Source organism: Acetobacter senegalensis, assembly GCF_001580995.1.
Classification (GTDB): domain Bacteria; phylum Pseudomonadota; class Alphaproteobacteria; order Acetobacterales; family Acetobacteraceae; genus Acetobacter; species Acetobacter senegalensis.
On sequence record NZ_LHZU01000139.1, the window covers coordinates 32,102 to 58,945 of the forward strand.

Genomic DNA, 26,844 nt, shown 5'->3' on the forward strand with positions numbered 1-26,844 from the left:
TTCTGTTCTGTTATCAGACTACTTGGTGCACGGCTTTGGCCAGTTCGGCCAGACCGTCTTTCAGGCTGCCCCGAATATGCACGCGCAGAGCCCGGCGGCCACGTTCGGCCAGCACATCAAAGTCTCCCCGCGCCTGAGCCGCTTTGACAACCCCGAAGGAGTAGTTCTCGCCAGGAACCGGCAGGTCATGGGCATCATCGGCTGTAATTTGCAGGAAAACGCCGGTGTTGGGGCCGCCTTTGTAGGCCTGCCCGGTGGAGTGCAGAAAACGGGGACCGAACTCGGCCGCTGTTGCTACGGTTTTGGCGTCACGGATTTTCAGACGTGTGTGCTGAATCCATTCCCGCGTTGAGGCGTCCCGTTCGATATAGGCCAGCAGGGCGACATAATCCCCGGCTTTTACACGATCGAAATGGGCCTTCAGAATGGCTTCAGCGCTATCGCCTTTCAGGGCAGCGGCATTGGTCTTGTCTGCAAAGAAGGCAAACGGGCCGTGTTCCGCAAAAGGCTGTTCGGCAGGCAGTTTGCCGGTTTTGTTGTAGGCATCTGTCAGCTTGCGGGTTTCAACCTTGCTGGCTTCCACATCAGGCTGGTCAAACGGATCAATGCCCAGAAACGCGCCTGCGACCGCGGTAGCCAGTTCCCACCGGAAGAATTCCTGCGCAATCTGGCGTTTGCTGTGCAACGTGATGGTCACTACCGGCTGCCCGGCGTCAATCAACGTGGCAATGGCTTCATCCTGTTCATGCCGGTGTTCTGGTGCCAGACGTAGGTACACAAACAGACGATCCGTGCCATAGCGTTTGGGGCCGCCCAGTGTTTCTTCATCAATGGGGATAATGCCCTTGCCGTGCTTGCCGGTGGATTCCGCAACAAGCTGTTCCAGCCAGGCGCCAAAATCGGCAATCTGCGGTGTGGCAATAACGGTCAGCTTGTCATGCCCGAACTGCGTTGCGGCAACGCCCAGAATGGTGCCAAGCAATACGCCGGGGTTCTGGGCAGGGGGCACGCTGGCATCGCTCATGCGCACGCCGCGCAGAGCGTCTTCCAGAAACAGTTTGACCGGAATGCCAGAGGCTGCGGCGGGAACCAGACCGAAATTAGAGAGCACGGAATACCGGCCACCAATCTGCGGTTCGCCAGCAAAAATTTTCCAGAAACCTTCTTTCTTGGCAAGGGCTTCCAGCTTGGATCCGGGGTCTGTAATCGCGACAAAATGGCTGCCAACTTTCTCGCCCAGCGCCTTTTTGGCGAGGTCATGAAAATAGGCCAGCATGATGTTGGGTTCAAGCGTGCCGCCAGATTTGGAGGCAACGATGAACAGCGTATTGGCCGGGTCAATCTTCTTGGCGTAGGTCGCAACCTGCTGCGGGTCCGTGCTGTCCAGCACATACAGGTGGCCAAAGCCTTCATGCTTGCCGAATGTTTCCGCCAGCACTTCCGGACCAAGGCTTGAGCCGCCCATGCCCATCAGCAGAACCTGTTTGAAACCACGGGCTTTAACTTCAGCCTGAAAGCTTTCCAGTTCGGCAACGTGGGCAAGGCGTTCATCAACCGTGTCCAGCCATTTCAGCCATTTGGCTTCTTCACCGCCGGTCCAGACGGAGGCATCCTTGTTCCACAGTTTGCGGATAGTGCCATCCTTGCACCAGTCTTTCAGACCTTTTTGCACGGCGTTTTCGAGGTCTGCCGGAAGGGCTGTCTTGATGTCCGTCAGCTTCTCACCCAGCAGGGCCTTCTGCTTGGCGGCCACAGACCCCAGAAGACCATCAAAAGCCTCCGCAAAGGAGGTCACACCTTCATCAACCAGAATGCGCGTAACGCCATCCAGGTTCAGGCCAAGCCGTTCAGCTTCCGCCAGAACGTGGCGTGCGGCATCAATTCCGGTGCCCAGGGTTTCCTTGACCGTACCATGATCACGGAAGGCATCCATGGTAGCGGGGGGCAGGGTGTTAACCGTGTGCGGGCCGATCAGGCTGTCTACATACAGCACATCGCTGTAAGCCTTATCCTTGGTGCCGGTAGACGCCCACAACAGGCGCTGTGGCTGTGCACCGGCTGCTTCCAGCGTTTTCCAGCGCGGGGTCTGGATAATTTCCTGCCAATACACGTAAGCCAGTTTGGCGTTGGCGATGGCCACCTTGCCACGCAGGACCTTCAGGGCCTCGGCTTCCGCATCTCCGGCTTTGACGCGGCGGTCTATTTCCGCATCAATCTTGCCATCAATGCGGCTGACAAAGAAGGAGGCCACGGAGGCCACACGGGAGATGTCTCCCCCTTTTTTATGCAGGTCTTCCAACCCGGAGAGCCATGCATCCACCACCGCTTTGTAGGCGGAAAGCGCAAAAATGAGCGTTACGTTGACATTGATGCCCGCTGCGATGGTTTCCCGAATGGCAGGGATACTTTCCGGTGTGGCCGGAATTTTGATCATCAGATTGGGTTCAGCCACATCGGCCCACAGGCGGGCTGCTTCATGGGCCGTGCCTTTTTCGTCCCGCGCGAGATAGGGGGAGACTTCAAGGCTTACAAAGCCATCTCGCCGCTTGGTCTGCTCATAAACCGGTGCCAGAACATGGGCGGCCTTCTTGATGTCCTGCACGGCGAGTTTTTCATACAGCTCACCGGGGGAGACGATTTCTTCCGCCAGAATGGTTTTGATCTGGGGGTCGTATTCCGTGCCTTCTCCCATGGCTTTCTGGAAGATGGCCGGGTTGGACGTCACGCCACGCACATCATCAGTCTGCACCAGACGTGCCAGAGACCCATCTTCCACAAAGGAGCGGCGGATGAAGTCCAGCCATGGAGACTGTTGAACCGCTGCCAGAGCCTGTAGCGGGTTTGCCACCTGAGTGTGTGAAGCAGTCATGCGTAACGTCCCTTCTCTGCTGCGCTCCCGCCTGAAATGGCGGGCAGGAGCGCATTCTACGTGCATTCTGTATGGCGCGTGGTGGAACCACGCCCGGCTTTAACGGGCCTGACGGCGCGCGGCTTCCAGAACGGCTTCTGGTGTAAAGCCAAACTTTGCCATCAGTTTGCCCGCCGGGGCGGAGGCCCCAAATCCGTGCATGGCAATGATCTCACCACTGAAGCCAGTGTAGCGGTCCCACCCGATAGGGGAGGCAGCTTCAATGGCGACACGGCCCGTTATGGAAGGCGGTAGCACGCTATCACGGTAGGATTGTGGCTGGGCTTCAAACAGCTCCCAGCTTGGCATGGAGACCACGCGGGCCGGAATGCCGTCTTTGCTCAGGGCTTCATAGGCAGAGACAGCCAGAGACAGTTCACTGCCCGATGCAATCAGGATTACCTTGGGTGTTTCCTTGCTGTCTGCCAGCACATAAGCGCCCTTCGCAACGCCGGAGGCCGGAGCGTAGCGACTGCGGTCCAGCGTGGGCAGGTTCTGGCGGCTGAGTGCCAGAGCGACCGGGCCATCCTGCTTGGCAATCAGAAAGCGCCACGCTTCCGCAACTTCATTTGCATCACCGGGGCGGATGGTGGTCATGCCCGGTGTGGCACGAAGCTGCACAAGCTGTTCGATTGGCTGATGGGTTGGCCCGTCTTCTCCCACCCCGATGGAATCATGGGTGAACACATACGTGACCGGCTGCTGCATGAGGGACGCCAGACGGATGGGTGCCTTCATGTAATCAGAGAAAATCAGGAACCCGGCGCAGAACGGACGCAGACCATAGAGGGCCATGCCGTTTACAATGGCTCCCATGGCGTGTTCACGTACACCAAAGTGGAGGTTCCGCCCTGCATAGGAGCCGTTCCATTCCTTGGGCTGGAAGCTTTGCTCGCCTTTGAGGAGGGTTTTGGTGGAAGGGGCAAGGTCAGCAGAGCCCCCCAGCAGCCACGGCAGGCGACCCGCCACGGCATTCAGCACTTCACCAGAGCTGGCGCGGGAGGCAATGCCTTTTTCGCTGGCCTCATAGGTCGGGATGTCTGCATCCCAGCCCTCCGGCAGGGTGCCGCTGAAAATACCATCCAGTTCAGCGGCCAGTTCCGGGTAATCCTTGCGGTAAGCCGCGAACAGTTTTTCCCACGCTGCGCGGGCGGTTGCGCCACGTGTGCCAAGACCCTGCTGCATGTGGGGCAGAACGCCATCAGGCACATAGAAGCTTTTGTCTTCCGGCCAGCCGTAGGCTTTCTTGGTTTCCCGAATTTCTTCCACACCCAGCGGCTCGCCATGGGCTGCGGCCGTGCCAGCCTTATGCGGTGCGCCCCAGGCAATAACAGAATGTACAAGGATAAAGGTGGGGCGGGTTGTCTCTGCTTTGGCTTTGGCCAGAAGGTCTTTCAGGGCTGCGGTATCGTTCGCATCCTTCAGTTCCAGCACCTGCCAGCCATAGGCGGCAAACCGTTCACCCACATTTTCTGTCAGGGCGATATCGGTGGACCCTTCAATGGAGATGCGGTTGGCATCGTACATCCAGATCAGGTTGCCCAGTTTCAGATGTCCGGCAGTTGAGGCGGCCTCGCTGGAGATTCCTTCCATCATGTCGCCATCCCCACACAGGGTATAGACATGGTGGTTGAACAGCTCAAAACCCGGCTTGTTGTAGCGGGCGGCCAGCCATTTCTCGGCCATGGCCATCCCCACCGAATTGCCACAGCCCTGACCCAGCGGGCCGGTTGTGGTTTCAACGCCCGTGGTGTGGCCGTATTCCGGATGCCCGGGTGTTTTGGAATCAAGCTGGCGGAACTGCTCAAGGTCTTCCACCGTCAGGGCAGGGGCGTTGGTGACTTTGCCCTGTTTGACCTGCCGAACACCGGCCAGATAAATGAGGGAATAGATCAGCATGGACGCATGGCCGATGGACAGCACAAAGCGGTCACGGTTCGGCCACAGCGGGTCTGCTGGATCGTAATTCAGCACATCCTGCCACAGGGTATAGGCAACAGGAGCCAAGGCCATGGCCGTGCCCGGGTGCCCGGAATTGGCTTTCTGCACAGCATCCATGGAAAGGGTGCGGATGGTGTTGATGCACAGGTTATCGAGACTGGCCGTCCCGCCGGCTTCCGCACCGTCTGGTGCGCGGAGAGGGGTGGGAAATAAGGCACGCATGCTAACCTATCCTCCAGAGTGGGCTTCTTCCGGCCCGCAAAATATTCTGGAGCCCGTACACCGCTTTATAGAACAAAAAGCGGCTGCTGGCTCCTCAAGGCTCCGCACATTCACACGGTCAGGTGTTGCTCGGCAAGAGAGCAGGCGCAATCCTGATGAAGCAGGGACATAAAATGCGGAATGGTCTTCTGATGTAACGCCCGAAAAACCTGCGGGCTGCATGAGAACTCAGGGCATGGGGCCGTTATTTTTCTGCATCTGAAACTGGGTGGGGCGCGGAAGAAAACTAGGGGAGCCCTCTTTAATGGGAGCTTGGTGCCTTTGTTGGGGCGGATAGCCTGATCAGGTGAGGGAAGATTGAGGGGTGGGTGATGTTATCACAAACCCGTGATGATGGTCTGGGGAAGTGTGACGCATCATACTCGCGAGAGTGTAATCTGCTCTGCAGGAAGGAAACGCTGCACAGGATGGTGCGTTTGCGTTATAGAGTTTTATGCGCGGTGCAATGCTTGCCTTGGGGTGCGTCGCTGACTGCGCGCTTGTTTTGCAACCCGTAAACACTTTAACCGGAGGTTGGTCATGACAGAGGTTTCTTCTCAGGACCCCCGTTTGCAGGACTCCATGCCCGCAGGCGCAGAGGCCGCGGCAAGTGGGTTTACACAACAGCAGATTGAAGCTTTGTTCATTAACGCCGCGCGTGAAGGGGATGCAGAACTTCTGGCAAGTTTTCTTGAAGCCGGAATGGACCCCAACCTGCGCGCTGAAAAAGGATATACTCCCCTTATTCTGGCGGCTTACAACGGCAATATAGATGCTGTTTCAGCCTTGCTGAAAGGCGGGGCCAAGCCTGATCTGCAAGATGAAAAAGGGGCAACTGCACTGGCTGGGGTGGCCTTTAAAGGCAATCTGCCGATCGCGCGCCTTCTGCTGGAAGCAGGGGCCGGGGTCGATGTGCCCAATAGTGTTGGCCGTACGCCGCTGATGTTTGCCGTAATGTTCGGGCGGGATGACATGGCCAAGCTGCTGCTGAAAGCCGGCGCCTGCCCAACCCGCCGTGATGGAGAAGGGCTGAACGCGCAGGATCTTGCACGCAGGCAGGGGAACACCGTTCTTGCAGGACTCATGAAACAGGAAACACGCGCAGCCTCCTGACGGAACTGGGCGTGTTGAGAAGCGGATTGAAAAGATCGTCCGTCAGTTTGGAAGAGCCGTCAGGCTGGTCTGGCGGGGTGTCCGTGGCTGAATGCTGAAGGTTTTTGTCCTCATGGTTCGTGGGGTCTTTAAAACTACTTTTTTAGGTTCTGCAAAATCCTTCCTCACGCCTGTGTCGCAGATTTTCTGGCAGCGTCTTTGGGTGATCAGAATGCTGGCAGGCGTAACAGAGCCCATTGTCCGCGTAGGATATAGGGCGGAGGGATCTGCTTCTTGATTGGCAGGGTTTTCAGTCGGGGCGGCATCAGGTAGGGGAAAGGGCGGCCACTTTTGGGTCGCCTCTTTTTTTGCGGATAGTTCAGCATGAGCCGTTTCTGGAGCCCCCTTGTCCATAGTCTGACGCCCTATGTGCCGGGTGAGCAGCCCAAACTGGCTGATCTGATCAAGCTGAACACTAATGAATCTCCCTATGGTCCGTCTCCGCGTGCGTTGGAGGCCATGCGGGCCACAGCGGATGAGAGCATGCGCCTGTATCCTGACCCGGAATGTCTGGCCCTGCGCACGGCGCTGGGGAAGCGTGTTGGGTTGCCGCCCGAGTATGTGTTTGTCGGGAACGGGTCTGATGAGGTGCTGGCGCATGCGTTTCAGGCGTTGTTCGCACATGGGGACCCGCTGTTGTTTGCGGATGTGACCTACAGTTTCTACAAAGTTTACTGTGGTCTCTATTCCCTGCCATACCGGCTTGTGCCGCTGACGGAAGACATGCGTGTTCGGGTGCAGGATTACACCGGACCATGCAGTGGCGTTGTCCTGGCCAACCCCAATGCGCCTACCGGGGTTGCTCTGGGGCTTGATGATATCAAGGCCTTGTTGGCCATGCATCCTGACCGCGTTGTGCTGGTGGATGAAGCCTATGTGGATTTTGGTGCGGAAAGCACTGTAACCTTGGTGAAAGACTATCCCAATCTTCTGGTGGTGCAGACGTTCTCCAAGTCTCGGGCACTGGCTGGTGCGCGCGTGGGGTTTGCATTCGGTCAGCCGGACCTGATTGAAGCGCTGGTGCGCGTCAAGGACAGCTTTAATTCCTACCCGCTTGACCGCATTGCGCAGGCGGGTGCAACGGCTTCCGTTGAAGATGAAGCGTGGTTTGAGCAGTCCGTTCAGAAGGTTATCGCGTCCCGCACCAGTTTGACCTCCGGCTTACAGGGACTGGGGTTTGACGTCTTGCCTTCACAAGCCAATTTTGTTTATGCTCATCATGCTGATCGTGATGCGGTGCAACTGGCGGCGGCCCTGCGGGAGCGCGCCATAATTGTTCGCCACTTGCGTGGTCCGCGCACATCATCGTGGTTGCGTATTACGGTTGGGACAGACCAGCAGTGCGCTATGCTGCTCTCTGCCTTGCGGGATATCCTGCACCGCAATACCTGAGCACGCTTTTACCGTCGGCCAGATCAGGCTCCGGCGGTCGGGCGTGTTTTCTGTATCAATAATCAGGATGTTTTTTCTCCCCTTTGCCAAAAGCGGGAGAGGAAGCTCGTTATTTGTGTGCTCTGTGTGGTGTGGTGCCACATAAGGGCGTGTTTGAGAGATGGAGTTTACCCCCATGCGTGCCTTTCATGGTCAGCTTTCTGACAACCAGCCCATTCGGCGCAATCTGGCTGAAAAGCAGAAACAGTTGCGCGATCTCAAGGAAACTCTGGCGGGCATGAAGTCTCACACCTCTCCGGCCCTGAAGGAGAGCGTGCGGAAGCGTATTGCCCAGCTTGAAGCGGAAATCAGCGCGGCTCCGGTCTTGAAATCTGCCAAGAAAGCTTCTGCCCCTCGTCAGGGGACGGGAGCGCCGCAGGGGCGCCGGCCTGTGCGGGGAAAATAAGAGGCCGGGCGGGGTACAGCCATTTTGTAACCCCGCCACCTCGTGATATGTAGCGGGCGACTCTGCAAAGGCAGGCTGGACTGGTTTTTCAGAAAGCGGTTCAGTCGTCTCGGGAGCAAAGGTCATCATTTCGGGAAGTAGGAGTAGAGTGATGGCCGGAACCACCTCGTCCGCTATGCCTGACTTTCTCTCAGAAGGCGGCACTTTGCTGCGTGATGGCCTGATCTGGGCCATTTTCTGCCGGGCCGGGCAGGAGCCCCTGGAGCTTGACCGGGATGTGGTCTCCCATAGGCTGGCGACAGGCGTTTTCCCGCCTGAAATTGCAGCCATGGAAGGCTGGGCATGGTTCCATTTTGATATTGTCCATACCCTCTCCCGCGCACAGATCGAAAGTATTCCCTCCCTGCCGGAAGAAGTGCGGCAGGTTCTCACCAATCTGGAACGCAGCATCCGTCTGGACAATGAAGAGGAAACGGTGTTTGGCGCGCTACCCGCGTTTGATGACACCACCACGGATGATGACCGCAATGTCAGCACATGGCGGTTTGCGCTTCAGCCTGATTTGCTGATCACTACCCGCCGGCATCCCATCCCTGCGCTGGGGGTGGTGTATCATGAATTGCAGCGTGGGCTTGTGCCGCGTTCTCCGGCCAATCTTGTTGACCGAGCCCTGCTGGAATTTGCCGATACGTTGCGCCGTGATTTTGCCCGACTGGATGATCAGTTAGACCGGGCGGAAGATGTTCTGCTGATGCTGGACCGGGATACGGACCTGGGACGTATGAGCGGGCTTCTTGGTCTTGTCAGACGGCGCTCGACGGAACTGCGGCGCGTTCTGGCTCCTGTTGACCGTATTTTTCGTGATGAAGAACTTGAGCTGCCGGAATGGGCGGAGGATGACCTGCGTGACCGTTCCCAACGGCAGGTTCATGCTGCACTGGATGACCTTCTGGCGTTGCAGGACCGTGCCCGTTCTCTTCAGGACGAACTGACATCCAATCAGGCGGAAGAAACCAACCGTCGGCTGTATATCGTGTCCGTCGGCACAACATTGATGCTGCCTGCCACGTTTGTAACCGGCTTTTTCGGTATGAATACGGGCGGCATGTTTCTGACCGATGGATCCTGGGGCACGGTAGAGGCCGGAGGGCTGTGCTTCATCATCATGCTTGGCACCTGGCTGGTTCTCAAGGTGACAAAGCTGCTCTGAGCAGGACGTCAGCGCACGGATTCGTGCGCTTCACAGTGCTGCGTGTCTGCTAAACGCGGGCTTGCGACCAGTGGTTCCGCACGCATGTCAGGGGAATGCTGACATATGCGATGTTCTCAGGGAGAGAACGTATCGGAAACCTGATAATCACTTCTGACAAAAGAAGAAAAATCGGTTTTTTTCTTTTGAGACTGCAAATCAGGTGTTTTGAGACAGGGAATGTTCTGCTGACCGAGAGGTAAAGGGTCGGTTAATCTTTTATGAAATACCGGGTGGTACAGGTGAAATGCGCGGTATTCCGCGTTTAATACGGGCATCGCAACTCAGCTCGTGGTTCCCATGCTCCATTTTGCTCCGTACTCGGTGCTTTCCCTTCTGGCACTGACCATCTGTTTCCTGTTGGTCTGTGTTTTTGAATTTGTTAACGGCTTTCATGATACGGCCAATGCCGTTGCAACGGTTATTTACACGCATTCCCTCAAGCCCAAGCAGGCCGTGCTCTGGTCTGGCCTCATGAACTTCATCGGGGTGTTGGCTGGCGGTATCAGCGTGGCTTACGGCCTTGTTGAACTGCTTCCCGCAGACGTACTCTCGCCCCCTAACGGTGACCCCGCCGTGCCCATGCTGATCGCCTTGTTTGGCACAGCGCTGGCGTGGAACCTGTTTACCTGGTGGTTTGGTATTCCCAATTCCAGTTCACACTGCGTTATTGGCGCTCTGATTGGTGTGGCGATTGGGGATGCGTTTCTGCATGCCCGTGGACTGGGCAACAGTGTTGACTGGTCCCAGATCTGGAAAGTGCTGCGGGCGCTGGCAATTTCCCCCATTCTTGGGTTGGTGGGAGCCGGGCTGCTCTACACCCTCATGAAACTGGTGATAAAGGACCCGGAACTGTATCAGCCGCCGCAGGGTGAAAAGCCGCCGCATAAATTTGTGCGTGGTCTGCTGATCCTGACCTGCACGGGTGTCAGCTTCTCCCACGGCAGCAATGATGGCCAGAAAAGTATCGGCCTGATCATGTTGACCATTATCGGTATTCTGCCCGCTACCTTTGCGCTCAGCCCCAATGCGGCACCGCATATTGCCCAGATCGCGCCTCAGGCCGTCATTGCTGCTCCGCTGATCGACAAGTACGATCATGATGGCCTGCGTGATGAAGCTGTGCTTTCAGCCAACCGTTTGCAGAACACGGACCCTGCAAAGGTTATTCCTTCCATGCTGCGGGCTGATATTTACGAGGTTATTGCTGGCCTGAAAGCCGTGACCAACAATCCGGATGCCTCTGCTGCTGATAAGAAAACAGCCAAGGATATCAGTGCTACCCTGCGTCCCACGGTGGAATATGCCCCTTGGTGGGTGCGTCTGCTCAGCGCGCTGTGCCTCGGTCTGGGCACGATGATCGGCTACAAGCGCATCGTGCATACGTTGGGTGAGAAAATTGGCAACACCCATCTTACACCGGCACAGGGCGCTTCGGCAGAACTGGTGGGTGCAGGTCTGATCGCCACGGCTGGTTATACTGGCCTGCCCGTATCAACCACGCACATCATCACGGCTGGTATTGCTGGCACCATGATAGGTTCAGGAAGCGGCATCAACCCGGCCATGCTGACCAAAATTGCGCTGGCGTGGATTTTCACATTGCCCATTACCATCGCGATTGCAGCTTCTCTGTTTTATGTCATGAGCATGTAACAACAGGCGTGCCTGCACAGGTGCAATGACTGCATTTTGGAACCCTGTCTGACTTTGTCAGGCAGGGTTTTTTCTTGCCTGTCGCGGTCGTCAGGTTACTGCATTTTAGGGACGGAGGTTGTTTTGAACGGCGCATTGTTTAGGCACGGGAGGGGCTGAGGCTGAATACGTTGGAATTCCGTTTCGATGGCCCTGTATCGTGCCTTCAAGCTTACCCTTTGGCTCAAAGCACACCTGCCTGTTCTCACATGCTGATTTTTTAAATGGCCACCACGAGAGGACAAAAGAGGCCCTCACTCCTCCGGCCGACGGGGCTTCCATCTCGGTAAGGTGGCGAACAGGTGTGCAGAGGCAAGAAGTCTCAGCAGGTCAAGTGTCCGGAAAAGCGTTCAAATTTGAAAAGCGTGGGCAGAGAGAGCGTTACGCGCTGCGTGGAGCCAGAAGGATCATCAGGGCGCCCCCCAGGCAGATCAGCGCACCCAGTATTTCCCACCTGTCTGGGCTTCTGCCTTCCACCAGCCGCATCCACAGCAGGGAAGCGGTGATATAGACACCGCCGTAAGCGGCATAGGCGCGGCCTGCGCTGTCTGACTCAATACGGGTGAGCAGTGTGGCAAACAGGATAAGGCTCAACAGCCCCGGAACCAGAAGCCAGACTGAACGGCCTTCCTTGAGCCACAGCCAGACGGCAAAACATCCGGCAATTTCGGCAAAACCTGCTGCTAGATAAATAATCAGAGGTTTCAGGAGTAGCATCAAACCCGTCTTTCAGGCTGGAGGGGCGGCAGACGCGCGATAAGCCTGCATGACGTCTTGGGTCGGACCATCCATATGGATGCGGCCTGCTTCCATCCACACCAGCCGGGTACACCATTTTTCCAGCACATCCAGCGCATGGGAGGTGATGACCAGAATATCGGTGCCGTTTACCACGGTGGCGAGACGTTCTTCAGCCCGTTTCTGAAAATGGGCATCGCCTGCCATGAACCATTCATCCATCAGCAGGATTTGCGGGGTCATGGTGGTGGCAATCCCAAACCCCAGCCGAATGCGCATGCCGGTGGAATAAAGGCGAACCGGCAGATCCAGAAAGGTTTCAAGTTGGGCAAAGGCTTCTACATCCTGCTCCAACTGTTTGATCTGCGCGGTTGTCATCCCCTTGTGGCGGCCCATCAGGGTGATGTTCTCCCGCCCTGTCAGTTCCTGATTCATTCCGGAATTGACATCCAGCAGAGCCGCAACCTGACCGTGAATGTGCACATTCGGGGCATCGGGCATGTAGATGCTGGCCAGAACACGCAGCAGGGTGGATTTTCCGGCCCCGTTATGGCCAATCAGCCCCACGCGTTCCCCTGCGCGGATATGCAGTGAGACATCTTCCAGCGCCTGCACGTAAACCGTGCCGCTTTCCCCTGGCCTCATCTGCACCTGGCCGCCGGTACGGGGGCCGGTGGCGTGGTTCAGAATGGACTTGCCCCGCTTGAACAGCATTTTCTTGAGGGAACGTGCTCCCCCATGAAAAATGGGAAAATCAAGGGAGAGGTGATCAATATCAATGCGGGATGTGCCGCGGGGTACGCGCCGCGCCTCAAGAGGAGATGTGCTCATACCCAGAATGCCAGCCTGTTGCGGGAGCGGGAGAATGTGAACAGTGCCAGCAGGCACAGCAGCACGCTGGCGGCAAGGGCGATTATCCATGCCATTCCGCTAGGCAGCTGACCCAGAAAGGGCCTGCGCACGATTTCCAGCAGCGAATAGAAGGGGTTCAGATAAAGCCACCATGCTGCAGCGCCAATCTGCTTGGGCTCCCAAATGATGGGTGTCACGTAAAACAGGATCTGAAGAAGGCTGCCCACAATAGGTGGAATATCCCGAAAGCGTGCGCAGACTGAGCCCAGAAGCAGGCAGAACGCCACACAGTCCAGAAGCCATAAGGCAAGGGCCGGGAGGGAAAGGAGCATGGTGACACCCGGCCAGACCCCCATCATGATGAAGACCCCCACCGGCACAACAACAGTATAGCTGAACATGATGCCGCAGCGGATGGTGGTGCGCAAAGCCTGCACGGTATACGGCATTGTGACAGAGCGCAGTGTATTGGCTGCGTTGGTGAACGTATTGCAGCTTTCCTGAATAAGTGTGGAGAGCCCATTCTGCCACAGAATCAGCGAAATTGAGATGTAGGGCAGGTAATCGTGAATGTTTAGATGAAAAAGCTGGGAATAGATAACCCCCATGGCACCAACCATAACCGCTGTTGTAAGCGTGAGCCAGAAAGGCCCGAAGGTTGAGCCGCTATATTGCAGCCGGACATCCAGCCACCCCAGCGTTGTTGCCAGACGCCACAGAGCACATGCATCTGCGATATCCTGGCAGGCAAGCAGAATGCGGGATTTTTTCACGCCCCATTTCTCCGGTTCTCCAGAGTTGTGTGGGGCAGGGGCAGAAAGATCTGCTCCGAATGTCTGCTCAGGGGGGGAGGAACTGACCATCATGCCTTCTCGCCTATCCGATCAGGCTTGTGCCTGCAACTCTCGGCTCTTACGCCCTATGCTCTGTGCGCATGACGTGTTGCATGGAAAAGAATGGCGTTATAAACATTTAAAAAAGATTTTTTCCAAACACTTTCAGGAGGGTTTCCGGGTCGGCCGGTGCTCCTCGTCTTTCAGGCAGGGCGGATATAATCCATGACATCCAGGCCATCTTTCTGTTCCGGCGCTTTTCTGGCCCGGCGCAGTGGCAGAATGCTGCGTCGTGTTCTCAGCACATCTCCAGCACTTGGGCTTCTGGCCTTGCTGGCGGCGTGCGCGGGCCAGCCTCGCCCTGGTGATGCTCCGTCCATGCCAGTAGCCGAGGAAGCTGCCCAATACCGGGCGCATGCACGGTCCTATTATGCGCCGCCCGGGCCGCCGGAAGACCCGTGGGGGCCGTATATTCAGGAGGCCGCCAAACGGTTTGACGTGCCGGAAGCCTGGGTTCGGGCTGTAATGCAGCAGGAATCAGGAGGTCGCCTGTTCCATAACGGTCAGTTTGTTACATCGGTTCCCGGTGCCATGGGGCTGATGCAGTTGATGCCGCCCACCTATGATGAAATGCGTTACGCCTACAATCTGGGGGATGACCCCTATGAACCGCATGACAACATCATGGCGGGAACGGCTTATCTGCGGCAGATGTATGATATCTACGGGTCTCCCGGTTTTCTGGCCGCCTACAATGCGGGACCGGGGCGGCTTGAAGATTTTTTGACGCGCAACCGCACTCTGCCGCGTGAGACCCGCAATTATGTGGCCTCCATCGGGCGCAAGATTGTCGGGATTTCTCCGTCCAATCGGTCTCAGGCAGATATTCTGGTCGCCAGCCACGATTCCATGGCCCTTGCCTATCAGCCTGTGCAGACCAATCCTGAAACAAGTGCCGTGCGCACGGCATGGGCCCGCCGACAGGGTGGAAGTGCTGCCAGCACGCAGCCAGTACAGGTGGCTGAAGCCGCCAGTGATGGTAATCCGCCTGTAACGCCTTCCTATGGGGCGGACTGGCATCCAGTTGGGCATTCGGGGTCCAGCATTGCAGCAGCCACTGCCCGGAATGATGTAAGCGCCGCATGGGCCAAACGGCTGGGAGCGGGCGCAGCCGCAACAGAGTCCGAGCCGGTTCAGGTGGCTCAGGCGGTCGATTCTTCCGAACCTGTCGATAACCCCATTGCGGACCCTGAGCAGGAAGAGGCGGTCCCAGCGCATGTTGTGCGCGTAGCAGCTTCTACGCCGGCGCCTTCTGCCCAGCAAAGCAGCCATAATTTTCATCTGGTCACGCCAGCCATGGCCGAACCGGCTCCTTTGCTGACCCGCAAAGCCCGTACAGTCGCGGCGCGGGACTGGGCCATTCAGGTGGGCGCATTCGGGTCAGCATCCATGGCTCAGCAGGCCACAGGGCAGGCGAGAACGCGTGCAAACGCCTCGCTCTCTGGGGCCAAGGCGCAGGTAGCGGCGGTGCAGGTGAACAAAAGCCGTCTTTATCGCGCGCGGCTCACAAATCTTTCGCATGAAGATGCGGTTGCGGCGTGTCGTCGTCTAAGCGGGTGTGTGGTGGTTTCTCCGTCTTCCCGGTCCTGAACTTTCTCGGGCCGGTTTGAAGAAGAGAGGCAGAGCGAAAAGCCAACGCCCCTTACGGTGTTTAAAGAGATACCTACCTTTTAGGTCAGACTTCTTGAAAAGCCTGTCAGATCACCTGACAGGCTTTTTTATGGCCCTGCACCGATCAAGTGGACCGACCCGATGACTTATTCCATTTTTTGGGAATGGAGCATGGCTCAAGCGGAGCAAGGGGAGATGCCGGACAGGAAATATCGCTTGCCAAGGGCGAGGGGGCAGCAACGGCAGCCTTGATGAGGGCAAACTGCCGGGAACGCCACCTGTGGAGCATGGTGGCGGCTTTATGCTCCACAGTTCGACCGTGACGAGTGAGAGTCTTATTTCTTGTCCTGATTTTTGGATTTTGGAGTTCCTGCTGGCAAGGGCGCGTTTTCCCTGCCTGAATAGCGGTCAATAATCTGGTCCACCGCAGCCGCGGCTTCCTGCGCGGCCACAACCGCGACATCGCCCCAATACTGGTCTAGAGAATGAGCATCAATATCATGCAACTGGGTGGCGGCACCGGCTTCCTTGCCTGCTTTATCCAGAACCTGCCACACAATCTCAATGTGATCTTGCGGGTGGCCTGTGGTGCCTGTGGGGCCAGGTGTGAGCTTGACGTGTCCCTTCACCGTGAAATCCGCATTTTCAGGTGAGTTCTGCAACGTGTCTGGCGTATTGCGGAAGGATGCGGCGAACGCGCGGGAGAGGGAGATATCACCATCCCCCGGTGCGCCGGTAACTCCGGTAAAATAAACCCGTGCGGCACGATGCTTCAGGCTATGCGGGTCTTTTTCCATGTCGTCCGCCTGAATGCCGGTCAAAACAGAAGCAATGCGGGGGGCGGCATCCGCTGCCACAAGGTTCAGCATCTGGGCATCGGCTGTTGACCATTGTTGCGCGGGCACAGGTGCGCCTTCCTGCGTCGCGCGGATCTCGTTTTTGGGCGTCATGACCATATAAACAGGTACAACTTGATCGCCGCGCATTTCCGCCCGCACTTTTAGCCACCAGTCCCCCTTGCGTACCGGCTGGGCCATGGCGGGAATGGTCTGTTGCAGCAGTTCTGTTGCCAGATCCTTGGCCCACACCTGCGCGCCATCATTGGGGAGAAGAGAGTCCGCAGGGGTAGGAATATCCAGGCGGGAAGGCGGAGCATTCGCCGCAAGCTGCTTGGCTTCTTTCCCCGGGTTGGAAAACGGATGAGGGACATCCAGACAGCCAGCCAGCAGAAGCAGAGCCGAGAGAGGAAGGGCTGTCTGACGCAAGAAAGATGTCATCCGTTCAGGACTCCTGGTGCAATAACGGAAATCTGGTGGCCGATAGGCCCGCCACCAGCCAGTGTACGTCTCCGATGGCTGAAAAAGCGTTTGTCATCACGCATCGTATCAACACCCAGAGCTACGGCATGGCCAATGCCTGCACGTTCAAGCCGGAACACGCACCATCCGGCCAGGTCAAACTGGTAATGGTTAGGGCGTTGGCCCGGTGCAAAAAAACGAGCAGCCTGTGGGTCAGCGGAGACAATGGCGTGGTGCATGTCCTCGCCTGTTTCATAGCTTTCCTGTGCAATACAGGGGCCAACTACGGCCCGTATGTCTGCCGGGGTTGCGCCCAGATCCTGCATGGCGTTCAGGGTTGCTTCAAGAACTCCGGCCAATGCACCACGCCATCCGGCATGGGCAGCCCCCACCACACGGCCATCGGCCGAGGCAAACAGCACGGGAGCGCAATCTGCGGTTATGGTGCCTAGCGCAACATCCGGGCGTGTGGTGACCATGGCATCAGCTTCTTCTCCCGCTCCAAACGGCCAGGGCTCAGTTACCGTGATAACGCGCTTGCCGTGAACCTGCGTAACGCCGAGCAGATTGTCTGCGGATACGCCGATCCACTGCGCAACACGGCGGCGGTTTTCCGCCAGATTGGCCGGATCATCCCCCGCGCGGGTTGAACAGTTAAGGCTGGCGTAGGGGCCGGTGGAGACCCCGCCTTCACGCGTAAAAAACCCGTGCCGCGTGCCGGACAGCAAGGGGCTGGTTAAAGGAGAAGGCTTAGTGCCAAAAGGCTGAGAGGTGCTGGGGCGGATGCCGGAGGTCATGCAGCCGGTCCTTTCATAAAGCCGGGAGGCGCAGGCAGGGTGGGGCTGGTGAGCGCCAGAACGCGGAAAAGGTGCCCCATTTTTTCCGGTGCCGCCAAGCGTTGAGCACCACTGCGGAGCATGGCGGCGTCTTCCTCGCTGGCATGGGTTGCAAGCTGTTCGGTCCGTTCCATCAGTCCTAGAGCACGTAAAAACGTCCCTTGTGTGACCGCCCCGTAAGTTTGAGCACCTGCTTGCCGTGCTTGTGCGGCAAAAGCTGTGAAATCAACATGGGCGGTCAGGTCGGCTTCCCCGGCGGCTTCAAGGGGGTGGGCCGGCCGAGCATGCCGCAATGCCTGCAAGGAGTCTCCGGTCAGGCTGGAAGAATGGCCGTAATCAAGAAACAGAGCTGCTCCCGGTGTGTGGCAGAAGCGCTGGCCGAGCATCTGGGCCACGGCGAGGGCAGGTTCACAAACCTCCACCACGCTGTTGTCTTCCAATGTTCGGCCATCTGGCAGAACTGGTGGGGCGCAGGGAGCCAGGCAGAACGATGCACCTTGTACATAGCGTTCCTGCCAGCCGTCCTTTGGGGTGTGTTCAAACTGGCGGATGGGGAGGGCATCGAGAAATTCATTGGCCAGCAGGATCATCGGTCCGTCAGGCAGGCTTTCCAGCGTGTCATGCCAGGTGGGGTGCGTGTAGCGTGCCAGGGCGGTCTGCTGAGCTTTTCGCATCAGCGGCGAGGTTTCAATCAGATGCACCTCAAGGGACTGGGCAAAAGCTGGCACCTGCTTGGAAATCAACCGCAGGGCATCCGCCATCAAGGTGCCGCGCCCGGGTCCTGCTTCTGCAAGAATGATGCGGTTCGGGCGGCCCATGCTAACCCAGACCATGGCGGCCCATGCCCCCAGAAGTTCCCCGAAGACCTGCGAGATTTCAGGCGCAGTGATGAAGTCCGATAGCAAGGGGTGCGTTGCGTAATAGCGGGCATTGGCGCGCGCCATGAACACATCCAGCCGTTCGGCTTCGGGGGGGAGGGGAGGCATGGTTCGCAGTCTCAGGATTCAGCGGTTTCAGCATCCGTAAGCGGCAAGCCTGCATAAGCGGGGCTGCGGCGGGCATGCATGATCAGCGCACCACCAGCGATAATCATGGGAATGCACAGCAATTGCCCCATGGTCAGCCCGCCCGGCAGGAAACCGAGAAAGGAATCTGGTTCACGGAAAAATTCGCAGAAACTGCGGGCACAGCCGTAACCCACAAGAAACAGCCCGGCCAGAAAGCCGGGGCGTTCGCGCAGGCTCTGTTTGCGAGAGGCTGCGAACATGACCAGAAACAGCAGCAGCCCTTCTGTCAGCGCTTCATACAGTTCGGAGGGATGGCGGGGAATGCCTCCGGCATCCGGAAAAATCATGGCCCAGGGCAAGCTGGCTGGCGCTTCCCGCCCCCAGAGTTCGCCATTGATGAAGTTGGCAATCCGGCCCAGCCCCAGCCCGATTGGCACGGCCACCGTAACGCGGTCAGCAAAGGCAAGAAAATTGATGCGATTGTACCAGGTAAACAGCGCCATCGCGATAATCACGCCAAGTGCTCCACCATGGAAGGACATGCCACCCTGCCAGACTTTGAGAATGGCGAGAGGATGCGTGAGGTAATAGCCCGGCTGGTAGAAGAGGATATAGCCGAGCCGTCCGCCCAACAGCACGCCAAGGGTGACCCACCCTAGAAAATCGTCAGCCTGTTCTGCTGTGCCCGCTCGGGGCGCCAGCCTGACGAGCCGCCGAAGCAGGGCGATGCCCAGCACGATGCCTGCAATATAGGAGAGAGCATACCAGCGGATGGTAAGCGGCCCCAGATGCACCAGTACAGGGTCAAACTGGGGAAAGAGAAGAACAGGCAGCATGCAGAGGATGATCCAGTAGGGCTGAGGAGGAAGGGCAGGCGTTACAGGTATGGATTGCCGGTGGCCAGATAGTCCTGCACGTACCGGCGGATTCCCTCTCCAAGGGGTGTAAACGCCTCCGTATAGCCTGCAGCGCGCAGGCGCGTAAGGTCCGCCTGTGTGTAGGACTGATACTGTCCGCGCAGACTTTCCGGCATGTCTATGAACTCCACCTTGCGGGCAACGCCTGCCGCATCACACACGGCGTGGGCCAGATCCAGATAGGTGCGCGCCGTGCCGCTGCCGCAGTTGAACAGGCCGCAAACGGCGGGGTTGTCATACAGCCAGAGCATGACCTTCACCACATCTTCCACCCAGATGAAATCACGCGCCTGCGCACCATTGGCAATGTCCGGGCGATCAGAGCGGAACAGGCGGGCTGGGTTTCCGGCCATCACCTCATCATACTTCACCTTCACCACAGAGATCATCTTGCCTTTGTGGTATTCGTTAGGGCCATAAACGTTGAAGAACTTCAGCCCCGCCCATTGCGGAGGCCGTGGAGCGCGCTGCTTCAGTGCTTTCATGACGTGTTGGTCAAAGACATGCTTGGACCACCCGTACAGGTTCAGCGGTTCAAGCGTGTTCAGCTTGGCGGGGTCATCCGAAAACAGTTCCGGCCTGTCTGCCGCGCCATAGGTGGCAGCGGAGGAGGCATAGATGAAGCGGGTGTTATTGCGCGCACACCAGTGCCAGAGGCGGCGGGAAAGGGCGATGTTGGTGCGCCACACCAGATCCGCATCCCGCGCGGTGGTTTCACTGATCGCTCCCATATGGAACACGGCGTCCACTTTGGGGTTGGTTTCCAGAAAAGCGTCAAGCTCTTCGGGGGGAATGAGCCGCGCGGGAGCGTGCCGGGCCAGATTCCGCCATTTGAGGTCGGAGCCCAGCCAATCCACAACAAGAGTATCCTGCCCTCGCTTGGCGAGAGCAGCCTGAAGACAGGAGCCAATGAAACCGGCGCCACCGGTGATGATAATCATGGCGGCGGAGTATAAAGGGGTCTCTCGCGCGCTCCAAGCTGCCAAGGGGGCCTGGACTGTTTTTGGCTTCTGAACCGCTGTGGTGTGCCTGCATCAGGGTGGGCCAATAGGCAAGGATAGTCAGAATTGGGAGGCGTTTGAGCGGTTTTTGCCTTAATGAAGAGCGGAATGGGGGCATCACCGGGCTTTACATGGCTCCGTAATCAGGTGCGCCTCCTCTGTTTCTAAAGGATTTCTTGATGAAGAAGCTTCTTGTTCCCGCGATTCTCATCGTCGGTCTGATTTTTATATTTGGAACAAGTTATAACCGGTTCATGAGCGCGGATCAGCGCGTGCAGGAACAGATGGGGCAGTTGCAGAACGAAGTGCAGCGCCAGTCTGACCTGATTCCCAATCTGGTGAATACGGTAAAGGGCTATGCCACGCATGAGCATGACACGCTGACAGATTATGCGGGGGCCCGCACGGGTGAGACCGCGCTGAACAAGATTGATCCGCGCACTGTGGATGACAAAACCCTGCAGGAAAAAATTCTGGAGGCTCAGACCCGTAACGCCCAGGAAATCAAGGCCATCAACGCTGTGGTGGAGCAGTCTCCCCAGTTGCAGGCCAATCAGGATTTTACCCGCCTGATGGTGCAGCTTGAAGGCTCACAGAACCGCATTACCGTTGCACGTCAGCGGCTGCAGCAGGCCATTCTGGCCTATAACCAGACAGTAGCGCGTTTCCCCGGTAATCTGCTGGCTGGCATTCTGGGCTACCATACCCGCGTTTATTATGAAGCTTCTCCGGCAGCGCAGACACCGCCGGTGGTTGATTTCTCCAAGCACTGATCCGTGCTGTTCAGTAGGGCGCAGGCCATGTTGCAGGTTTCCATATCCCGTGATGCCGTGCTCCGGCCTGTGCGTATTCTATGCGGCGTGCTTCGCGTTGCTCTGGTGCTGTGCGTTCTCTCGGTGGCGGGGGTTTTGTCCTTGCTGCCTGCACAGGCGCAGGATGCCGCTCCATTAAGCCAATGGGTGAATGATCCGCAGCAGGTGCTCTCCGCGCAGGATGCGGAGGCGTTGACTCACAAGCTGTTTTCTCTCTCTCAGACACTTCCCGGTCATCCGCAGATTGCCGTCTCTCTGCCGGGGCATGTGGATGATATTGACAGCTATGCGAATGAGGCCTTCCACGCCACGGGGTTGGGCCGCAAGGGCGAAGATAATGGCGTTCTGATTGTTCTGGATATTCCAGACCGTCAGTCCCGCATAGAAGTGGGATACGGACTGGAAGGCGTTCTGACGGACCTTCAGAGTTCCGACATTCTCCGCGCCGCACGGCCAGCGCTTCAAGCAGGCCAGTATGCGCAGGCGCTGAACGGAATAGTGAATGCGCTGGCAGATATTCTGGTCCATGCCGAACCGTCCAATCCTGCCAGTGTGAGTGCGGCATCGCAGGTTGATCCGTCAACAGATGCGGTGGAAGCGCTTGTGGGGCTGGTTGTGGTGATTGGCCTGTTTGTTGTGCTGCCCTTCATCATGATGCGCCGCGCCAGAAAGCGGGCCATGCGGTATCCGGGTGGATATGTGCCGCCGGAAAACCGTCAACCCAGCCCGGGTTGGTCTCTGGCGTTGAATATAGGGCTCAACCTTCTCTCTGCGTTTTTGCAAAGCGGCGGAGGCCGTCGTGGCGGCGGTGGAGGAGGCAGCAGCGGGCCATCTGATCCATTCCGGCCCGGCGGAGGGGATTCCGGCGGGGGCGGCGCACGGGATAGCTGGTGAGAGCACAGTGCGGTGGTGATCTGGCTGGCTTGCCCGTAATATACAGGGCGTAGCTGGCCGATAGGTATTTGATATCTCAGCAGAAGAAGGCGGGTGAGGTGGTTCTGGGGCCGTAAAGGACCATCAGGCCAACTGGCCTGCCATGATCAGACTAGGTTGCAAGAACAGGGGAAAACGATGTCTCAGGAAATTACCGTCGTGGCTGTGGTCAAGGCCAAGAAGGGTCAGGAAAAAATTGTGGCGGACGCCATGGCAGCCTGTGTTCCGGCGTCACGCGCAGAAGCGACCAACATTCAGTACGTTCCCAACCGTGATCTGGATGATCCGCAGACCTTTGTCTTTATTGAACGTTGGGCCAGCCGGCAGGCGTTGCAGGACCATATGGAAACGCCGCATTTCAAGACATTGGCCGAAAGCATTAAAGACAGCGTAGCTGAACCGATCTCCTTGCGCATTCTGCAACCGTTGGTAGCCGAATAATAAAAGCAGAGGGCGGAACAGGTCGGCGGGGCAAGGTATGGCCTTTGTTTCTGTCGGGCCGGGGCTGTGAAGCCACTTTCAAACCGGGCATGGCCACAAGGCTTTGCCCGGTTTTTTTGTGCTGTTTAGTTGGGTTCTACCAGCCGTAGGTAGGCGTTAATGCAGAACGTATTGCTGAAAAACAACCACAAGGCCCATCAGCAGCGTAAGGAAAATACTGTGCTTGAAGGTACGGGCCAGGACTACGCCCTCCTGCCCTTTGAGGGAGGTGACAGCCACGCCTGTGGTGATGTTCTGGGGTGAAATCATTTTACCCATAACGCCACCGGCAGAGTTGGCGGAGGCGAACAGCACGGGGTCCAGAGAAAGCTGGTGTGCCGCAGCAACCTGCAGATTGCCAAAGAGCGCGTTGCCAGAGGTATCGCTCCCCGTAAGAAAAACGGCGATCCATCCCAGAAAAACGGAAACAAAGGGAAAGAGGATACCGGTGGAGGCTACGGCATAACCGAGTGTGTAGGTCATGCCTGAGTAATTCATCAGGAAGGCCAACCCGATGGTGAGCGCTACGGTGATAACTGCCAGCCACCCCTGTCTGGCGGTTGTTTTTAGTGCAGCCCAGAATTTCTGGGGAGAAATGCGGGTGATCAGCGCCGTCAGCAACGCAGAAACCAGAATGGCCGTGCCGGTGCCCAGAGGCTCAAAGTTCCACACGGCTGCGTAGGGTTTTTGATAGAGGGAGATAAAGACCTGCTGGTCCAGCCCCGGCCAGTGCACAGGTGTCGCCCCAATCTTGGCGATGTGGAGGGAATCCCACACGATCACAACCAGAACGACAACAATCCACGGAATCCAGCCCTGCCAGTGTGGTCCGCTCCAGTGTCCTGTCTGGGCCGGAGCCTGAGCCAGATAGGCTTCATCAACGGCGTAGGCCGGATCAGGCACGGGCTGCCAGAATTTGAGGAACAGAATGGTGGCCACCAGAGAAATGCTGGAAGACAGCACGTTGCTCAGGCTGTAGGTGATCCATGTAGAGACAACCACCATGGTGACGGCAAAACTACCGCCAGCCACAAGCAGAACGGGCCACAACTGCTTGACGGAACGCCAGCCAGCATAAAGCGCCATTACGTAAAACGGGATCAGGCACGCAAACGGTGCAAGCTGTAGGCCGATGGTGCTGCCCAGTGTGGTGGCAGGCAGGCCGGTAATGGACGCCAAAACCGTAATGGGGATGCCCAGCCCGCCAAAGGCGACCGGCGCGGAATTGAAAATCAGCACATATGTCAGGGCTTCCAGCGCGGGGAAGCCAAGCATGATCAGCAGGGCGCTGGTAATGGCGACCGGCGTGCCAAATCCCGCCACGCCTTCAAGTGCCGCGCTGAAGCAGAAGCCCAGAACAACCAGCATAATACGCCTGTCATTGGGCAGGTGGGTGATGATCCACATGCGAAAGGCATCAAACCGGCCTGTCTGGATGGCAATGTTGAACAGGAACAGGGCACTGAGCGCAATCCACATGACAGGCAGGATGGAAAACACCATGCCATTGCTGACGCTTGCAAATGCCAGAGATGACGGAATGCCCCACACGGCAACAGCCATGACAAGGCCAATAATCAGCCCCCCAAGGGTGGCTTGCCATGCCGGGCGGCGTAAAACACCCATTAAAATAAGCGTGACGATAATAGGCGAGGCAGCAAGAAGAAAAGAGAGAACAAGATTGTTCCCAACAGGCACAAGAGGCTGGGTAAACATAAGCGTCTCTTCAAGGCAGTGTTGCTTCCTGCACGAGGAAGGTCGCACAGTATAATGGCTGGTATGCAATAAAGGTAACGTCACGTTTCTGTGTGATACACCATGCAGGGTTAGTATGACGCTATGGCGTGCTGGCTGCCGAAAATTTGCCGGAAAGATCAGCCAACACAGATAGCCTGCATAAGGCAGACATAAAAAATGGTGTATGATAATGCACAGGCCGACAGAGAAAAAAGGAATTGCAGGCGCGCCGAAAGAAAGGCGGATAGCAGGTGCGTTGGCCCTTCTGGTCTGTGCGACCGTGGTGCCTGTGCGGGGATATGCGGCGTCTTACAGTCTGTATCAGTCAGTTTCTCAAGCGTGGGCTTCAAGAGGCTTTGTGGCGCGCCCATCTTCTCCAACGTACCGCCCACCCGGGCCTGCCAGTGATCCATGGGGGCCGTATATTCAGGATGCGGCCCGGCGGTTTTCTATTCCCGAAACATGGATTCGTGCCGTCATGCATCAGGAATCGGGTGGAAAGCAGTATCTGAATGGAGATTTGACAACATCCGGGGCAGGGGCAATGGGGCTGATGCAGCTTATGCCCGCAACCTATGCGGATATGCAGAGCCAGTACGGTCTGGGTTCTGACCCGTACGATCCACGAGACAATATTCGGGCAGGAGCGGCTTATATTCGTCTGATGTATGATCGGTACGGCGCACCGGGTTTTCTGGCTGCCTATAATGCGGGGCCGGACAGGGTAGATGCCTATCTCAATTCAGGCCGCCCCTTGCCGGATGAAACAGTCAATTACGTTGCAGCCATTACGCCCAATCTGGGCGGTGGCGTTGCTGTAAGAGGGCAATGGGCCCCTGTGCCAGCAAGTGAGACTGGTGCCACGAGCACGGAACCTGATGCGTTCTATGCCCGTGCGGACCTTACGCGTACAGCCGATGGCTGTCTGCGTGATCCTAACGCAGCCTATGATCCAACAGGTCCTTGCCTGATGGACAGGGATACTCCGCATCCTGATCCTGTGCCTGATACGGCTGCACCGGTTCTGGTTGCTGAAGAGACTGCGCCAGATCAGGCAGCGTTTCCCGCCCAAGCCGATCGGGCACAGATTGTAACTGCGTCTCTTACGGCTCCTGCCAATCCGGCAGGAACAGAAGGGCGAGCCGCTGCGTTGGCGGAGCAGAGGCGGGAGGCTGCGGCCCGTCTTCAGCCTGCGGTGGCATTTGTGCCTTATGGGGTCGCGCCCAAAACTGCTTCTGGTAGCGTAGGACATCCTGCGCATGTTCTGGCTCTGCCATCAGTTAGGCAGAAAGCAGATTTTTCCAGCACAGGCATGTCTGGAACCGGAACGGCATCCATGGTGCAGGTAGGAGCATTTTCTTCTTATGCGGAGGCCAGGCGGGTTGCAGATCAGGGCACACGGGTACTGGCTTCCCGTGCATTGAAGGTCACGCCAAAGGTGGCTTCTGTTCAGGTTTCAGGAAGATCGTTCTACCGTGCGCAGTTGGTTGCCGAAAATACGCAAGGGCCAGCGGGTGTCTGTCAGATTCTGCAAGCTGAGTCTGTTCCGTGTATTCCAGTCAGAAAAAGCTGACGACGCGTAGCTGGAAAACACAGTTTTTAAAAGAGACGTTACACGCAAGGTTAAGAAAATCAGCAACGTTTAATGCACATGCAGGCGTAAGCCCTGTTCTGCAATAACAAAGTTTACACCCAGATCATTCTCGGTTTCGAGTTGCCGTTTTATGGTTTCCTGTATCTTTTTGCCTGTGTTCAGGGTGTATTTGATATGGCTAATCACCACGGTCATCCCCTGCAAGCTGGCAGCGTCTCCTGTTTCCTGTGCCAGATCATGTAAGTTTTTCAACACCCAATGGGGTGTCAGATGCCCAAAAAGAACATTGTCTGGACGGCTGTTATCATAAGAGGCTTCCATAATAATGGCCTTCAACTGATGTTTCTGAACATCCGAGGCCACTGCACGCCATAGTGTTTGAAGTTTATGTGTTTTTTCTACGGGGTCTGGGCCTGTATCACCCAGATAGAGAAGGGCGTCCGAGCCAGATTTTATCAAAAATGCAGTGGATGTGACGGGGCCATGGCTGAGCGGCCATGCTGTGACGTTCATTGCGGTGTTTTGCAGGGGCTGAGAATGTGTCGGTATCAATGGCTGATATGTATAGGTTTTTAGAAATGGGGCGTTCCCATGATCTGAAAAATTAGGCCATATGTGCCAGTTAAATACATACTGGCTCAGATCATCCAAGGTAGATTGAAGGCCGTAAAGTGGTTTGGGCGTATCATCCGGCGCGCTGATGGCAAGACCGGCAATATGGTCGAGATGGGCGTGGCTGATCAGATAACCCTGAATAACATGATGCAGCACATAACCGGCAGATGTGAGTGCTGTTTGGTTGGATTTGGAAAAATCGGTTAATTTTCCAAGATGATCTGCTTCATTTAGCCCATTTACAACGGTTCCGGCATCACACAGGATTGCGCGATGCTCACCGTGCGGGTTGATCATGTAGGCTGAAAGATTGCCGTCCTGCACGCCACCGCGCGCACCCAGAACCAGAATATCAAACCCCGTGCGTGCAGATGCAGGGGAACGAGCGTTTTCTGACCAGGAAGGCTGTGCCCAAAAAGCATTCCCAGCCAGAGCGGCCCCAAGCAAGCGGGTAATGCTTTTTATAAAAGACATGGA

The 26,844-nt window shown here is 57.1% G+C and carries 22 protein-coding genes; 10 read left to right on the plus strand and 12 right to left on the minus strand.

The annotated features are described in order from the left end of the window. Positions 1-13: 13 nt before the first annotated feature. Together AD948_RS12135 and tkt are read right to left on the minus strand one after the other, a co-directional pair. Positions 14-2,869, minus strand: a complete 2,856-nt coding sequence (locus tag AD948_RS12135; protein WP_061472195.1) for a bifunctional transaldolase/phosoglucose isomerase — start codon at positions 2,867-2,869, stop codon at positions 14-16. 99 nt (positions 2,870-2,968) lie between these two features. Further along, complete coding sequence (tkt, locus tag AD948_RS12140; RefSeq protein WP_061472196.1) at positions 2,969-5,071, minus strand: transketolase; 2,103 nt, start codon at positions 5,069-5,071, stop codon at positions 2,969-2,971. Between the two features lie 579 nt (positions 5,072-5,650). Here tkt and AD948_RS12145 point away from each other — a divergent pair. From AD948_RS12145 to AD948_RS12175, 5 genes are all read left to right on the plus strand, one after another. Continuing rightward, a complete protein-coding gene (locus AD948_RS12145) occupies positions 5,651-6,223 on the plus strand; it encodes an ankyrin repeat domain-containing protein (protein WP_081938934.1) in 573 nt (190 codons plus the stop codon). A 363-nt stretch (positions 6,224-6,586) separates the two neighbouring features. Further along, positions 6,587-7,654, plus strand: coding sequence for a histidinol-phosphate transaminase (hisC, locus tag AD948_RS12155; RefSeq protein ID WP_061472198.1), 1,068 nt, complete (start codon positions 6,587-6,589; stop codon positions 7,652-7,654). Positions 7,655-7,829: 175 nt separating this feature from the next. Next, the gene (locus tag AD948_RS12160; RefSeq protein ID WP_039904264.1) at positions 7,830-8,099 is read left to right on the plus strand and encodes a hypothetical protein; all 270 of its coding nucleotides are present in this window, start codon (positions 7,830-7,832) and stop codon (positions 8,097-8,099) included. A 151-nt stretch (positions 8,100-8,250) separates the two neighbouring features. Beyond that, positions 8,251-9,309 (plus strand): transporter, encoded by a 1,059-nt coding sequence (locus AD948_RS12165; RefSeq protein ID WP_039904248.1) that lies wholly within the window; start codon positions 8,251-8,253, stop codon positions 9,307-9,309. 339 nt (positions 9,310-9,648) lie between these two features. Beyond that, positions 9,649-11,004 carry an inorganic phosphate transporter gene (locus AD948_RS12175; RefSeq protein WP_058988343.1) on the plus strand — a complete coding sequence of 452 codons (1,356 nt, stop codon included), beginning with the start codon at positions 9,649-9,651 and terminating at the stop codon, positions 11,002-11,004. Between the two features lie 420 nt (positions 11,005-11,424). On the opposite strand, the gene AD948_RS12180 is transcribed toward AD948_RS12175, so the two are convergent. The 3 genes from AD948_RS12180 to AD948_RS12190 are packed head-to-tail and all read right to left on the minus strand — an operon-like array spanning position 11,425 to position 13,499. After that, positions 11,425-11,760 carry a YnfA family protein gene (locus AD948_RS12180; RefSeq protein WP_061472199.1) on the minus strand — a complete coding sequence of 112 codons (336 nt, stop codon included), beginning with the start codon at positions 11,758-11,760 and terminating at the stop codon, positions 11,425-11,427. A gap of 12 nt (positions 11,761-11,772) precedes the next feature. After that, a complete protein-coding gene (locus tag AD948_RS12185; protein ID WP_006558330.1) occupies positions 11,773-12,612 on the minus strand; it encodes an ABC transporter ATP-binding protein in 840 nt (279 codons plus the stop codon). Continuing rightward, positions 12,609-13,499: an ABC transporter permease gene (locus AD948_RS12190; protein WP_061472200.1), complete on the minus strand. Its 891-nt coding sequence runs from the start codon at positions 13,497-13,499 to the stop codon at positions 12,609-12,611. The genes AD948_RS12185 and AD948_RS12190 overlap by 4 nt, the downstream gene beginning before the upstream one ends. Positions 13,500-13,691: 192 nt before the next feature. Here AD948_RS12190 and AD948_RS12195 point away from each other — a divergent pair, with 192 nt between their 5' ends. Continuing rightward, positions 13,692-15,116 (plus strand): transglycosylase SLT domain-containing protein, encoded by a 1,425-nt coding sequence (locus AD948_RS12195; RefSeq protein WP_082782434.1) that lies wholly within the window; start codon positions 13,692-13,694, stop codon positions 15,114-15,116. A 356-nt stretch (positions 15,117-15,472) separates the two neighbouring features. On the opposite strand, the gene AD948_RS12200 is transcribed toward AD948_RS12195, so the two are convergent. Genes AD948_RS12200 through rfaD form a run of 5 tightly spaced genes read right to left on the minus strand, consistent with a single transcriptional unit; the run spans position 15,473 to position 20,136 of the window. Continuing rightward, positions 15,473-16,414 (minus strand): hypothetical protein, encoded by a 942-nt coding sequence (locus AD948_RS12200; protein ID WP_058988346.1) that lies wholly within the window; start codon positions 16,412-16,414, stop codon positions 15,473-15,475. Then, positions 16,411-17,232, minus strand: a complete 822-nt coding sequence (gene pgeF, locus AD948_RS12205; RefSeq protein WP_061472201.1) for a peptidoglycan editing factor PgeF — start codon at positions 17,230-17,232, stop codon at positions 16,411-16,413. The genes AD948_RS12200 and pgeF overlap by 4 nt, the downstream gene beginning before the upstream one ends. Next, positions 17,229-18,257 carry a class I SAM-dependent methyltransferase gene (locus AD948_RS12210; protein WP_061472202.1) on the minus strand — a complete coding sequence of 343 codons (1,029 nt, stop codon included), beginning with the start codon at positions 18,255-18,257 and terminating at the stop codon, positions 17,229-17,231. Before AD948_RS12210 ends, pgeF begins: the two co-directional genes overlap by 4 nt. An 11-nt stretch (positions 18,258-18,268) precedes the next feature. Next, positions 18,269-19,114 carry a prolipoprotein diacylglyceryl transferase gene (gene lgt / locus AD948_RS12215; RefSeq protein ID WP_061472203.1) on the minus strand — a complete coding sequence of 282 codons (846 nt, stop codon included), beginning with the start codon at positions 19,112-19,114 and terminating at the stop codon, positions 18,269-18,271. A gap of 41 nt (positions 19,115-19,155) precedes the next feature. Beyond that, complete coding sequence (gene rfaD / locus AD948_RS12220; RefSeq protein ID WP_061472204.1) at positions 19,156-20,136, minus strand: ADP-glyceromanno-heptose 6-epimerase; 981 nt, start codon at positions 20,134-20,136, stop codon at positions 19,156-19,158. A 239-nt stretch (positions 20,137-20,375) separates the two neighbouring features. On the opposite strand from rfaD, the gene AD948_RS12225 reads away from it, so the two are divergent. The 3 genes from AD948_RS12225 (at position 20,376) to AD948_RS12235 (ending at position 22,382) form a co-directional block, all read left to right on the plus strand. Continuing rightward, a complete protein-coding gene (locus AD948_RS12225; protein ID WP_035378161.1) occupies positions 20,376-20,969 on the plus strand; it encodes a LemA family protein in 594 nt (197 codons plus the stop codon). 3 nt (positions 20,970-20,972) lie between these two features. Further along, positions 20,973-21,902, plus strand: coding sequence for a TPM domain-containing protein (locus AD948_RS12230; protein ID WP_156479021.1), 930 nt, complete (start codon positions 20,973-20,975; stop codon positions 21,900-21,902). Positions 21,903-22,079: 177 nt separating this feature from the next. Then, on the plus strand, positions 22,080-22,382 hold the full coding sequence (locus tag AD948_RS12235; RefSeq protein ID WP_006558342.1) for a putative quinol monooxygenase: 303 nt from the start codon (positions 22,080-22,082) through the stop codon (positions 22,380-22,382). A gap of 156 nt (positions 22,383-22,538) precedes the next feature. On the opposite strand, the gene AD948_RS12240 is transcribed toward AD948_RS12235, so the two are convergent. Then, entirely contained in the window at positions 22,539-24,137 is a 1,599-nt protein-coding gene (locus AD948_RS12240; protein WP_058988350.1) for an L-lactate permease, read from the minus strand. A 211-nt stretch (positions 24,138-24,348) separates the two neighbouring features. Here AD948_RS12240 and AD948_RS12245 point away from each other — a divergent pair, with 211 nt between their 5' ends. Beyond that, positions 24,349-25,731 (plus strand): lytic transglycosylase domain-containing protein, encoded by a 1,383-nt coding sequence (locus tag AD948_RS12245; RefSeq protein WP_248846013.1) that lies wholly within the window; start codon positions 24,349-24,351, stop codon positions 25,729-25,731. 69 nt (positions 25,732-25,800) lie between these two features. Here AD948_RS12245 and AD948_RS12250 read toward each other — a convergent pair whose 3' ends face one another. Then, positions 25,801-26,841 carry an MBL fold metallo-hydrolase gene (locus tag AD948_RS12250; protein WP_061472206.1) on the minus strand — a complete coding sequence of 347 codons (1,041 nt, stop codon included), beginning with the start codon at positions 26,839-26,841 and terminating at the stop codon, positions 25,801-25,803. Positions 26,842-26,844: the final 3 nt, after the last annotated feature.